Here is a 13946-nt window from a genome sequence, read left to right as displayed (position 1 = left end):
CGCGTGCCGTCCGGCAATCGCATAGAAAACAGAATGAACTTGCCGGTCGGCTTGCCTCGACCGGCAAGGAAATCTGCCAGTGGGTGGGATTGATCGTTAGCCCACGTCTTAGATGCTAGTGCCTGTTTGAATGCTTCTCCAACCGACGTTCGCCGACCATGTTCCCCAGTTGCGGAGATTGATTGATTGCAGTGGTGCAGTCCAGACATACCACTGATTGTTCGCTGTTCGGGTCGCTAGGTCGTCATTCCCGTCCCCATCCAGGTCGAGCACAAGCACCTCGTGGAAGCTTAGTGAGGCGGCCCAGGAGGCGGTGACTTGGCTGTCAAATGCTGTTCCCGAAGAACCAACCACCATCCACCGATTACCTGCGCCCAGGGTGATCAGATCGTCTCGTCCGTCGTTGTTAAAGTCCCCGACTCGCGTATTCGACCAGTCAACGGCCGCTGACCAATGGGCCCACGCCGATACGGAAAACGCCGTTCCAGTACTTAGACCGGTAATGATGCTTCCACCTGCGTTGGCTCGAGCAGTGAAGTCGTCGTTGCCATCGCCATCAAAATCGCCAACCAGAACGTCCTTCCATTCCTCAGTAGCTGCTAGGGTTACCCAAGTGGTCGTCGGTAAATTGGTGCCCGTTGATTTAGCGACGACAATTTTGTTTCCGCCTGCGCGAGCGAAGAGGTCGTCGCGTCCATCGTTATTAAAGTCACCAACCTGGATGTCGGACCAGGTAATCGTTGGCGACCAGATGGTTTGGATCGAAGAACTTGCTAGGCCGGTAGCCTGTGAACTGGAAACCAACCAGCGTCCGCCGGTTGCTTCAAATCCAGCCAGATCCTCTAAGCCGTCTCCGTTGAAGTCACCGGTTCGCACTTCATCCCAGGCATACGAAGTGCTCCAGTAAACATGCTTGACAAACGGAGTCCAGCCGCCGTTGGGGGCGGATTCGGAAACGTACCACCAGCCATCGGCGGCACGTACCAGCAGGTCAGACTTGCCATCCCCATTCGTATCGGCGGTTAAGACATCACGACCTTCAAGGTTCGGTGGCAGCGAGAGGACAGAAGTTGTGACAAGCGAACCGGGGCTGTCGGCTCGTTGGGCTCGAATGACCGTATCATTGCTGCTGACTGCGAATATCGAATCAACGTTCGATGGATTTAGTACGTATGTGCCAGAATAACCGGCAAAAACTAGACGTCCACGAACCAACGCGGTTTCGCGTAGATAGGGAGCGTCTGGACCGGGAATTACGTCGGCGACAATTTGGGTGCCTTGGCTAGTCCCGTCAGTGGACCACAGTTCCTCGCCGTTTGGTCTTGTGTAGGCATTGAAATATAAGCGGTTATTCCATTCGATGAACTGATTTAAAGGGCGGAAGCCATCTGCACTGCTTTCCTCATCGCTTGGGTTAATATCAGCGACTAGTACGGTCCCTGATTCAGTGCCATCGCTTTTCCATAGCTCCCTGCCGTGAATGCCATCATCGGCCGAGAAGTAGATGTCGTTATTGAATTTGGTCACATAGTACGGTTGGGAGCCAAGCTCACCGGGAAAGATATCTTTTATCATGCCCGTACCGGATGGGGTGCCATCCGTCGCCCAAAGTTCTGCACCTGAAGTTGCGTTGGAAACAAATCCTATCAATTTTCCGTTTAATTCTGGCCCGTTAAAAAATGCTGACGAATTCTCGCCAAAGTCTTTGACTAAACTTGTTCCTGTTTTGGTGCCGTCGGATTTCCACAGTCGGGAAAAATAAATGTAGCTGAAGTCACTTTTTCCTGCTCCGAAATAGATCTCGCCGTTGAAGAAGGTTGGTCTGTTGATAAATTCATCAGGCCCATTTACATCCGTGATCATGGTGGTTCCGGCTTCCGTACCGTCTGACTTCCAGAGCTCCCACCCATCGCTTTCACCATCACCAGGGGCACCTGGGTCTCCCGCAGTGAAGTAAAGTTCTCCATTAAAACTTGTCATGTATCCAGGCGAGTAGCCTGCGGTTTCAGCCTGATCGAATTCGGCAACCATCATCGTTCCGCCCGTTGTCAGGTCGGACTTCCAGAGTTCGATTCCAGTCTGTGATACTGGATCGATTGGCGTGAAAAATAGCTGCCCTCCTACTTCCGTTAGAGAGAGTCCCCGCGAATTAGATGGAGAATCGCCAAAGTCGAAGATGCGATTGGTGCCCCCACTGGTGCCATCACTTGCCCACAATTCGATCGAGTTTCCCCCTGTATATATCGCCGCAGTCATGGCAAGCTGATTATTAACGACCTCGATTTCAGTGATTTGAAAGTTGCTTAAATTGCTGAGGTCATGAACTAGTTGAGTTCCGGTGACGGTCCCGTCGGTCTTCCAAAGTTCATTTTGATTGATGACGAAATAACCCATACCGTTCATCTCGGTCAGTAAGTTTGCCGTAGCATCCGGCAATAGCGTTACCAAATTGGATGGCTTCAGCACATAGGTACCGCTCTCCGAGGTATCAGTCTCATAGGTGCTAAAGAATATGTGGTCGTTTACAAACGCAAGCCCTGAAAAGTACGAACTGTTCTGGATAACATTTCCTGGTGGCGATTCCGAGGTGCCCGGTGCAAGGTCGGCGACCATCTGGGTGCCCAGGCTGGTCCCGTCGGTTGACCATAGTTCGTAGCCATTTGTTGCCGAATAGGCACTGAAGTAGAGGCGGTCGTTGTCGTGGCCGAATTGAGACGGATAGCCAAATCCGTAGGGGGAGCTACCTGATTCGCCAGATTCGATATCAGCAACTAAAACCGTTCCTGCTTCGGTACCATCGGTTTTCCAAAGCTCTTTGCCATGGGTTCCGTCATCGGCTGTGAAATAGAGTTCATTATTGAATTTGGTAAGGCTACCTGGAAAAGAGCCTGTTTCACCGGGGAAGATGTCTTTGACTATGCCCGTACCTGCTGAAGTACCATCGGTTGTCCACAATTCTGGGCCTGAAACTGGATCTACAACAATGCCAATCAGTTTTCCGTTTACTTCGATCCCGTCAAAGAATCCTAACGCGTTAATTCCGAAGTCGGTGACCAAGCTGGTTCCGCTTGCCGTACCATCCGATTTCCATAGTTGAGTGGAAAAGTCGCCGTTTACGTCATCGTCCCACGCACCAAAATAAATTTCACCATTGGAAACTGTCGGCTTCCAGATGAAGCCGCCCGGGCCGTTAACGTCGGTCACCATAGTGGTTCCGGCTTCGGTACCGTCTGATTTCCAAAGTTCCCAGCCATCGCTCTCGTCTTCCCCCGGATCTCCTGCAGCGAAAAATAGTTCTTCGTTAAAATTTGTTAGATAGGTAGGAGTGTAGGATCCCGGCTCCGACTGATTCAGGTCGGCTACCATCGTGGTTCCGCCCGTTGTTAAGTCTGTCTTCCAGAGTTCAATTCCCAGTCCGTTCACAGGATCACTTGCTGCGAAAAATAGTTGCCCACCCGCTTCGGTGAAGGTCAGCCCTTCTGAAGAATTTTGAGGATTGTCAAATTCATGGACAAATCGAGTCCCCTCGTGACTTCCGTCGCTTACCCAGAGCTCCAGCGAATCGTTTATTGAATAGGTTGCAATGGCAAGTTGTTCATCAAAAACTTTAATCTCAGAAATGAGGAAAGTCCCCAGTCCTGGATCATCCGATTCTCGGAGGTCGTATACCATCTCCGTTCCTGCAAGGGTTCCATCGGTCTTCCAAAGTTCATCATTGTTGGCGGCGAAATAAACGGTGTCATGTAGTTCCGTGAAGAAGCTTCCTCCATCGGCACCTAGTGAAAGCATCACCGGATTGGCTGCTAGCATCCATCGGGATTCGAGCGGCTGAACGTCCAGGGTTCTGCGTCGAGTCAGGGATAAAGTACGTCTTTTTGAACGTTTCATGAGAGAGTCCACATCGAAGAGCGTTTTCTGGATCGGATAAACTCGAAGGCGGGGGAGCCAATTGTTTAAGAACAACAGGGCCCGTCCGGGCCGTTTGATGATACCGTGGAAGGGGGTGTCTTTGCAAATGCCGAATCCGGTGATTGGGTCGTGCAACGAAATTTGAAACCCGCTCGGGCGGAGATGGCAGAAAGAGGAAGCGTCTCGATCACTGCTGAAAGTTGGTCTCCGACAGGAGAGGCTCATTGTCTCCGCAACCTTTCAATTTTCGACAGCTGCAACTGACTGTGACGTCATCAAGAATGTCGTGATTCTTATGAATTTGCTTGGGCTGTTTTCAGCTTTTGAAACGGGGCAGCGCTTTCCCAGCATGGTGAGAGTTCACGTGTGTGAAAAGATATACAAAGTCATGTCCGTTGAAGTGACCGAACTGGGCGGTACCGTGCATGCCCCATCACCCCAGATGTCTGTTGATGGAGCTCAAGTTCACGCCCCGTTGTGCATGAGTACGGGGGCGAAGAAGTCGGCTTGGAATACCCCCAAGTTCTGCATCAAGTGTTATGAAAGATTGCGGTAGGGAACAGGGATGGGGGATCGGCAGCGCTGCGAATCGCGAACTCGGATTAGGTTAGGTACGCAAGCGAATTGCGCGGACGACTAGTGTTGAAGTCCGCATGCCAAGTTCGTGATTTTGTTTGGTGCGTCGTCTTCGTTCATCAAGTCCGTTTGACTCAGATACTCGTCTCGAAGCCAGCCATTAAAGCTTTTGCAAACACCGCTTTGCCCTGGTTCGCCCGGCTTGAGGTAGAGAGTTTCCACGCCGATCGTAGCCAGTCATCGTTCGATTGCTTGTCGTTTCGCTTTGCGGTGGGACCGCCAGACTGCGACCCTGCATCGCTAGCCCAATACCGTCTACTTTCTTAACGGAACGGCGCGTGCCGTCCGGCAATCGCATAGAAAACAGAATGAACTTGCCGGTCGGCTTGCGCCGATCGGCAAGGAAATCCGTCCGAAGATGCCAAAGTCGATGGCCTGCGTCGTTAGCCCACGTCTCAGGTGCTAGTGCCTGTTTGAATGCTTCTCCAGCTGACGTTCGCCGACCATGTTCCCCAGTTGCGGAGATTGATTGATTGCAGTGGTGCAGTCCAGACATACCACTGATTGTTCGCTGTTCGGGTCGCTAGGTCGTCATTCCCGTCCCCATCCAGGTCGAGCACAAGCACCTCGTGGAAGCTCAGTGAGGCGGCCCATGAAGCGGTGACTTGACTGCCAAATGCTGTTCCCGAAGAACCAACCACCATCCATCGATTACCTGCGCCCAGGGTGATCAGATCGTCTCGTCCGTCGTTGTTAAAGTCCCCGACTCGCGTATTGGACCAGTCGACGGCCGCTGACCAGTGGGCCCACGTCGATACGGAAAACGCCGTTCCAGTACTTAGACCGGTAATGATGCTTCCACCTGCGTTGGCTCGAGCAGTGAAGTCGTCGTTGCCATCTCCATCAAAATCGCCAACCAGAACGTCCTTCCATTCCTCAGTAGCTGCTAGGGTTACCCAAGTGGTCGTCGGTAAATTGGTGCCCGTTGATTTAGCGACGACAATTTTGTTTCCGCCTGCGCGAGCGAAGAGGTCGTCGCGTCCATCGTTATTAAAGTCACCAACCTGGATGTCGGACCAGGTAATCGTTGGCGACCAGATGGTTTGGATCGAAGAACTTGCTAGGCCGGTAGCCTGTGAACTGGAAACCAACCAGCGTCCGCCGGTTGCTTCAAATCCAGCCAGATCCTCTAAGCCGTCTCCGTTGAAGTCACCGGTTCGCACTTCATCCCAGGCATACGAAGTGCTCCAGTAAACATGCTTGACAAACGGAGTCCAGTCGCCGTTGGGTGCGGATTCGGAAACGTACCACCAGCCATCGGCGGCGCGGGACAACAGGTCGGAGATGCCGTCGCCATTTGTGTCGGCCGTTAAGACATCCCGGCCCGCGAGGTTCCCTGGCAGTGCAATCGCCGCCGTCGAAGAAAGCGAACCGGGGCTAGCACCTTGCTGTGCTTTAATGACGGTGTCACCACTGCTGACAGCAAAAATTGAATCAACGTTCGATGGGTTTAGGACAAAGGTCCCGTCATTGATTCCGTAGGTGCCAAAGAACAGGTGGTCCTGTAAAAATGTCATCGAGTATGGGTAAGAACCATCCGTGCCGGGGACAAGATCGGCGACGAGTTCGGTGCCTTGGCTTGTCCCATCGCTCGACCAAAGCTCGCTGCCGTTGGTTGCAGTTGTGGCGCTAAAATAGAGCCGGTTGTTTCCCTCAGCAAACACGCCTGGATAGCCGGTGCCATAGGGGTAGCTGCCGTCAGGGCCAGGGTTGATGTCAGCGACTAAAACGGTTCCCGCTTCCGTACCGTCGGTTTTCCAAAGCTCCGCACCGTGGATACCGTCATTGGCCGAAAAATAAAGTTCGTTGTTGAATTTAGTTAGATTGGTAGGGTAGGAACCTGTATCGCCGGGAACGATGTCTTTGAGGAGGCCGGTACCCGCGGATGTCCCATCGGATACCCACAATTCTGTGCCTGAAGCCTCATCGGTCACAACACCGATCAGCTTCCCGTTAAACTCAACAGCGCGTTCCAGTCCCGGTGCATCGTTACCAAAGTCTTTGATCAAAATTTCACCGCCGATGGTTCCATCGGTCTTCCAAAGCTGGGAGGAAGAAATGCCGCTCCCGTCAGTGGAACGCGTTCCAAAGTAAAGTTCGCCATTGGCAATCACTGGGCCCACAAGTTGCCCGTCAGGACCATTCACGTCGGTCACCAACGTATTGACCGTTCCGTTGGACTTCCAAAGTTCCCGTCCATCGGTCTCGCTGTCACCCGGGTCAATTGCCGTGAAATAGAGTTCGCCGTTGAAACTGGTTAGATTTCGCGGCGACTCGGAATAGGGACCAGGCGTGCTGAGGTCAGTAACCATCGTGGTTCCCCCTGACGTAAGATCTGTCTTCCAGATCTCATATTCCGAATCAGGTGCTAAACCTTTTACAGAAAAAAATAGCTGCCCCCCCGCTTCCGTAAAGTAAACGCCGTCGGATGAGAATGCTGCCCCGCCGAATTCATAGACCTGCTGGGTCCCTCCATTGGTCCCGTCACTCACCCATAGGTCGACTGTGCCACTTTCGTCAGAGGCTGTGAGCACAAGTTGATCATTGAAAACCGACATTTCGGTGATGGTGATCCTGACAGACTCTTCAGCGGAGCCCAGGTCGTGAACCAGCTGCGACCCTGCGACAGACCCATCCGTCTTCCAAAGTTCACCATCGTTTGCGGCAAAATAAACCGTGTCGTTCAGATCGGTGAACATTCCCCCGTGAGCTAGACCCGGCAATTGCAGAATTGGGTTAGCCGCCAGCATCTGACGAGTTTCAAGCGTTTGAACGCTTAAGGATCTGCGGCGAGTCAAAGGTTGGGATTTTTTTTTTAAGCGTTTCATGAAAGAGTCCACGATAAAGGGTGTCTTTTGGATCGGTTAAAACCGATGGCGCGAACGCCGTTGTGTTGTTCGTATCGAGGGGGCTCGCTAGAGTTAACGGAGTTTACCTGGCGGGGGGTCTTTTGCAATCGTTGCGAACGGTATTTTTATGAAAATAGGATTAACTGAAAACGATGACTGAACTGAAGCCAACTAGAGAAGTACGATTTGAATTTACGAATGAATTGCCGGGATTATTAAATGATTTAGGCATTTCACTGCTCGCTACGACTTATCAAGCAGGGAAATTGGTAGCGATCGGAACGCAACGCGGGCAGCTGGAGATGCAGATGTGCTCGGTTGCACGTCCGATGGGGCTTGCGGTTTCCGCTGGCTGTTTGGCAATTGGAGCACAGGAGGCAGTCTGGTTTGCAGATGCTTGTCCCGAAATGGCGCGGCAAATAGAGCCTGCCGGACGCTTTGACGCGGGATACTCTGTTCAGCGAGCCAGCATGACAGGGGATATTGCTATTCATGACATGGCCTGGGGGAACGACGATCAACTTTGGGCAGTCAACACACGTTTTTCCTGCCTTTGTCTTTGCGATGACCAGCATCATTTCTCTCCTGTCTGGAAGCCTCCTTTTATCTCGAATTTGGCGGCTGAGGATCGATGCCATTTAAACGGGTTGGCAATGCAAAACGGAAAGCCTAGGTACGTGACCGTGATGTCACAAACCGATACGGCAGAGGGCTGGAGACCAAGTAAAGCCACCTCGGGCTGCATTCTGTCGGTGCCGGACGGTCGCTGTTTGGTTAGTGGTCTGTCGATGCCCCATTCACCGCGAGTCTTTCAGAATCGATTGTTCGCGTTGAATTCCGGACTGGGGGCTATTGGGTGGTATGAAAAAGGCCAGTTTCAGACGTTGAGTAAGCAACCAGGCTTCACGCGTGGCTTGGACTTCTACGGGCATTATGCTTTTGTCGGGCTCTCGAAAATTCGTGAAACAAGTACGTTCGGCGGAATCCCGATCGCCGACGATCGCGATTCTCTGAAGTGTGCGATCGTGGTCGTCGATCTGCGTACCGGCAAACGAGTTGCTCATTTTGAGTTTCTTGCTGGGGTTGATGAATTGTTTGATGTCCGCGTTTTGCCCAAAATGCTCAATCCATACATCGGCGGCCCTCATCCTCATGTCGATAACGGTCCGGTGGCTTGGTTAGCCAAACCTTTTCCGAGTCCCCGTCAAGCGGCGGAAATGCTATCGCCTGTAGTGTCGATTGGTGGGGTGCCAGTCCAAGAGCTGGAAATTACCCATGATCGGATAACGCCGGAATTGCTGCAGCAGTTCAATCGGGCGACTTCGCTTGCGGAGGCCCAGGATTACGAGCAAGCAATTTCGCTACTTCAGCGATGTGCCCATGAGCATCCGACGGTTGCAGCGGTGCATTGTAATCTCGGTGTTGCTCTGCAACTTGCAGGGAGGGTTCAAGACGCTTATCAGCCTTTGCAGACAGCCTTTGATTTGGCTCCGCAAAATCCAGCGGTTCAGTTCAATCTTTCAATGGCTGAATTACAGTTGGGCCACTATCAGAATGGCTGGCGGCATTATGAAGCGCGTTGGAGTTCGGGGCAGGGAGGGGCACTGCCGAAAGGGCTGGAATCATGGGGCGTGCCCGCGAGCGATGCGATTGCTGAAGGATCGACCTTGTTGGTCTATGGCGAGCAGGGCATCGGCGATGAGATTATGTTTTTCTCATTGCTGAAACGGTTGCAGGCTACTATGCCTTCTGTTCAGTTGGTGGTTGCTTGTGATCCACGGTTGGTTGGGTTGTTGCGTCGCTCTTACCCAACGCTGACGGTTATCTCTAGCCAAAATTTGTCCGCTTTAGAGTACAGGCGTCTGGCCGCATCTGTCACTTGTCGTATCCCCTGTGGCTCGCTCCCTGGAATGCTGCGATTTCCTGATGAGGTTTCTGATCACGATAGGCAAGAAAGGACGCTCTCTGTTGACCCACTACGAGTCGAGTATTGGCGCCAGGAACTAAGGCGACGAGCCGGAAAAGAAGTAAACGAGTTTGTGGGCGTTTCTTGGGCTGGCGGGAAAAACGTGCAAGAGCATGCGGTACGGAGTATTCCATTGCCTGCTTGGGGCGAGATTTTTGAACCGTCGCCGAATGCTCAGTTTGTCAATCTGCAATACGGTGTATCCCGGACAGTGTCGGAGGATTCACAGCCAGAGCAGGTTGGACAAGCCTTCCTGGCGAACATGATTACCGCTGACCAGATTGCACCGCTCGTTGACTTGGAAGAGTTTGCCGCCATGATCAGCGCCTTAGATCGAGTTGTCTCGATTGATAATTCGACCCTGCATCTGGCGGGCGCACTAGGGATTCCGACTGTAGGGATATTGCCTGTTGCTTCGTCCGCTGCCTATCGATGGGGGACCAAAACTGAAGCAACGATTTGGTACCCGAGTGTTCGCTTGGTGCGCCGCAAGCTGGGAGAGTCTGACAGCGAGGTGATTTGTCGGGCGGCAAAAGCACTCGAGTGATACGGGGAAATCGCGGCAGCCTGCTGGAATATTCGAGCGCACTAGCAATGCTAGTGGTAGATTTGCTAAGGGAGAGTCCGTAAATCGATGTTTGTATCCATCCCAGTGACGATCGAGCCGCTATGTCGCTTCAATCTCGTTTATATACCTCGTCGAAACGAACTCGAAAGCCAGCAAATCGCCTTCGGAAATCGCAGTTGGAACGGTTGGAATCGCGGGACCTTTTCGCAGTCGATATTGTGTTCGACTATAGCTATGACGATGGGGGATTCTTCACTAGCGAAGCGAAAGCGGCTATTGAACGCGCGGCGGAGGCATATGAGCTTCGTCTGCAAGATACGCTCGCTGCCATCCCTTCGGCACCTCCAGGAAATTCTTGGTCGGCTGTGTTCGATGATCCCGAAACGGGGGGATCGGTTTCCGTCCCTGGGCTGGAACTTGCCGTGGGTGAAGTTCGGGTTTATCTAGGGGCCCGAGCCATTGGCGGGTCGACACTTGGAATTGCGTCGACAGGGTACTCGTTGAGCTACAACAATACTGATTGGCTAGATACCGTCGTCCTGCGAGGGCAGATAGGCGACAACGAGCAGAGTACTTGGGGAGGGAGTATCTCGTTTGATTCTTCCACCTCATGGCACTTCGGTGAAGCGGAGCCGTCAGGTTCGCAAAATGATCTCTACAGCGTTGCGTTGCATGAACTGGGCCATCTTTTTGGGATTGCAAACCAAGTCGGAAATACTTGGACCAATTACGTTAAACCTCTGGCCGAACTTTCCGGTGCGGAGCAGACCGCAGTAAACAACGAACCAGGGTACTACTTTACGGGCCCAAAATCGGTTGCGTTGTACGGAAGCCCGATCTTGGTTGGTAGCGGACATTTTGGCGACGATGTTGGGGTCGGAGGGCAAGAGGCGGCGCTGACGCCTAGTCTGACAACCGGGACTAGAAAACCAATGAGCCCGCTCGATTGGGCTGCACTGGATGATATTGGTTGGGAGGTTTCTGCAGAGTTCGTTTCCCAGGACTTGGTCGCATTAAATGGAACCGGACAATGGTACGCGATCAGCGATGAGGGCGGTGCGGCTTTTGTTCGTCAAGTCGGTTCCTGGGCGCCGGGAGTGACTTGGGGAAACGTCACTGTGGGCGATTTTGATGGCGATGGCGTTGATGATGTGATTGCCCGAAACATGAACACCAATGCTTGGGTTGTTGGCGAGCGATCCTCGACCGGACTGCTGTTCCGAACCGTTGGAGTTTGGAGCACCGCAGTTGCCTGGGAAAATATGACGGTTTCCGACTTCAATGGAGATGGCAAAGTCGATGTTGCCGCTCGGGGCAACAATGGAACTTGGGTGGTCGGAGTAAGTGATGGTACGCAGATCGCCACCACCGTCTATGGTGCCTGGACCGATGCGATTCAATGGGTGGATGTCCTTCCTGCAGACATCAATGGGGACGGGCAGGTCGATATTATTGGCCGCAATCAAAATGCCGGAGGTTGGATCGTCGCAGAAAGCCAAGGGACTTCCTTCACCAATCGTACATTGGGGTATTGGTCGCCTAGTATCACTTGGACCAATGTCATGGTCGATGATTTTAACGGCGATGGTATGGACGATATCTATGCGAGAGGCGCTGGCGGACGCTGGATTGTTTCCCAGAGTACCGGAACCGCGATAACAACACGCACCGTGGGTGGGTGGGCAGAGGCAATTAACTGGCAGGATATTCAGACGCTGGATTTGAACGGGGATGGATATGCGGAACTGATCGCCAGAAATAGCTCCAACGTTTGGATCGCATCCTTTTTTGATGATGACATTTTTCGTACCGTGACACTGGGAGCCTGGAGCACGTCGACGCCCATTACCTTCTTAGGAGTTGCGGATACCAACGGTGATGGAAAGGCCGAATTGATCGGCACGACCGCGGCTGGCAGTCTGCTGCTTAGTGGGATCGATGGCAGCGAGCAACTAACCAACGAGGTTTGGGGGACGTGGGCCGGTGCAGTAGACGTTATCTTCGCGAAGCGTGGAGCCGGGGCGTAGATAAAGCTAATTTTGGTCCGCAGGGTTCTGGTCGATGAATTGCCGAGCCCACAGCTCCATGGTTAGAACGGCCCACTGAAGCATATACAGATCGGTTTTTCCCGTTTGGCTCTGATGCCGAATTTCTGCCAAGGCTTGAGGATCGAACCAGCCACGTCGGTTAACGGATTCGGAGTCTGTTAGGTCGTTCCACATCTCGGAGAGATCGTTGCGGAGCCAGTTTCGGTAGGGAGCTCCAAAACCAGCCTTGCGGCGATCGATTACTCGATCGGGGACGAGCGTCCTGGCAGCCTCTTTAAGCAGGAACTTCGTCGTTCCCTTTTGGATCTTTAGTTCGGGGGGAAGGCCGACAATAAAGTCGACCAAGGCATTGTCAATAAAGGGGACGCGGGTTTCGATCCCGGTAGCCATCCCCATTTTGTCGGTGTAAAGCAAATTATGATTGGGGAGGTATGTGCCCAGGTCTCGCCGCAGGAAACGATTTATGTTCTGAGCACTTGGGTCGTTGCGGATTCCTCGAGCACACTCGTCCAGTGCGGTTTCGTCTCCAATCGCTGCTAAGAAATCAGGACTGAGGATACTTCGGATGGAGGCAGAGGGGGTCGCCGAACAGTACCCCAAGAAACGTTCAATTGGGGTTCTCTGGGCTTCGGAGAGGACTCGGCGTACGCGTCGCAGTGTGCCGCCGATGCGTCCAGGGAGTGCCCCGGGAATAACCGACGCCATTCGTGTGATGGCACTGCGCATCGCCATCGGCAGTGAATCGATTTGCTGTGTGGATTGAATCGCCCAGTAACGAGGATAGCCAGCCAATAACTCGTCGGCACCTTGCCCCGATAACATCACGGTCGTGTTGTCTTCTTTCGCCAGCCGACTGATCAGATAGCAGGCGATCGCCGCCGGATCAGCTAACGGTTCGTCTAGGTGGTAGATCAAACGTTGCCAAATCGAGGCGACGTCCGACGTCATCGCTATTTCCTCTAGACGGGCACCAAGCTCTTTGGCCATGAAACGGGCGTAGGGCAGATCCGATGCCGATTGATCAAGTTGATTGTCAGCCGAGGAGTATGTGGTTGTGTAACAATTGAGGACGCCTTGCTCAGAGGCGAGCCGGGCGATGAGACTGCTGTCCAGTCCGCCACTAAGGAAAGCACCTACCGGGACATCGGAAACCAATTGTCGATGAACAGCCGCAGAGATCAACTCTCTAAGTTGCTCCTTGGCGTCCTTGAAATTTTGAGGTTGGTCACAAAATGGAGGCGTCCAGTATTGTTCGGTCTTTAGTGGCTGGTTGGGCCGCCAACGGATGATTCCGCCTGGTGGGACGCGTTGGATTCCGCGCAGAGCCGTTCGGGTCCCCGAGGAATGTCCATAGGCCAAGTGTTGTTGAATTGCAAAGAAATCGGGTTCGCGACGGAGCTTCGGGTGAGCGCACATCGCTTTGATTTCACTTGCAAAGAGAAAGGCCCCTGGAACTGGCTCTGCGTAGTAAAGCGGCTTGACACCAAGGCGATCGCGGGCAATCAATAGTTCTTGTTGCTCCTGATCCCAAAGTGCAAACGCGAACATTCCGTCTAGCTTCTTGATAAACGCGGTCCCCTCTGCCTGCAGTCCCCGAAGGAGAACTTCGGTATCACCACGCGAACGAAAAGCGACCCCCTGGGATTCAAGGGTTTGACGCAATTCGCGAAAATTATAGATTTCTCCGTTGAATACCAGCACATAGCGACCGTCGCTTGAGTGCATTGGTTGTGAAGAGGACTCTGACAAATCCAATACGGCTAATCGAACATGCCCTAGTGCGATCTCGGAGGCCGGATTTTCAAAGACGCCTTGTCCATCGGGGCCACGGTGTCGCTGGGCCGTATTCATACGATCCATTAACCCTGGAATAAAATCGCCACTTAATCCTGCAATTCCACACATGCTGCTTTGTTCCGGACAAATAACTAAGGGACTCTGCGCCAACCTGCCTGCAGTCTATCTGCTTT

General features: G+C 52.9%; 6 protein-coding genes. 2 read left to right on the top strand and 4 right to left on the bottom strand.

Features of this window, described 5'->3' with window-relative positions:
• Window positions 1–108 precede the first annotated feature (108 nt).
• The 3 genes from FF011L_RS21675 to FF011L_RS21665 all read right to left on the bottom strand — a co-directional run bounded on the left by FF011L_RS21675 (window position 109) and on the right by FF011L_RS21665 (window position 7373).
• Window positions 109–3888: an ELWxxDGT repeat protein gene (locus tag FF011L_RS21675; RefSeq protein ID WP_218932796.1), complete on the bottom strand. Its 3780-nt coding sequence runs from the start codon at window positions 3886–3888 to the stop codon at window positions 109–111.
• A 657-nt stretch (window positions 3889–4545) separates the two neighbouring features.
• Window positions 4546–4707 carry a transposase gene (locus FF011L_RS21670; RefSeq protein WP_218932795.1) on the bottom strand — a complete coding sequence of 54 codons (162 nt, stop codon included), beginning with the start codon at window positions 4705–4707 and terminating at the stop codon, window positions 4546–4548.
• Window positions 4708–4940: 233 nt separating this feature from the next.
• The gene (locus tag FF011L_RS21665; protein ID WP_145354065.1) at window positions 4941–7373 is read right to left on the bottom strand and encodes an ELWxxDGT repeat protein; all 2433 of its coding nucleotides are present in this window, start codon (window positions 7371–7373) and stop codon (window positions 4941–4943) included.
• Window positions 7374–7546: 173 nt separating this feature from the next.
• Here FF011L_RS21665 and FF011L_RS21660 point away from each other — a divergent pair, with 173 nt between their 5' ends.
• Window positions 7547–9907, top strand: coding sequence for a TIGR03032 family protein (locus FF011L_RS21660; RefSeq protein ID WP_145354064.1), 2361 nt, complete (start codon window positions 7547–7549; stop codon window positions 9905–9907).
• 122 nt (window positions 9908–10029) lie between these two features.
• Window positions 10030–11955, top strand: a complete 1926-nt coding sequence (locus FF011L_RS21655) for an FG-GAP-like repeat-containing protein (protein WP_145354063.1) — start codon at window positions 10030–10032, stop codon at window positions 11953–11955.
• 6 nt (window positions 11956–11961) lie between these two features.
• Here FF011L_RS21655 and asnB read toward each other — a convergent pair whose 3' ends face one another.
• Window positions 11962–13881: an asparagine synthase (glutamine-hydrolyzing) gene (gene asnB / locus FF011L_RS21650; RefSeq protein ID WP_145354062.1), complete on the bottom strand. Its 1920-nt coding sequence runs from the start codon at window positions 13879–13881 to the stop codon at window positions 11962–11964.
• Window positions 13882–13946 lie beyond the last annotated feature (65 nt).

Origin of the sequence: Roseimaritima multifibrata (genome assembly GCF_007741495.1) — a bacterium.
In the GTDB taxonomy this organism is placed as follows: domain Bacteria; phylum Planctomycetota; class Planctomycetia; order Pirellulales; family Pirellulaceae; genus Roseimaritima; species Roseimaritima multifibrata.
This window is presented reverse-complemented; position numbering and strand designations above follow the sequence as displayed.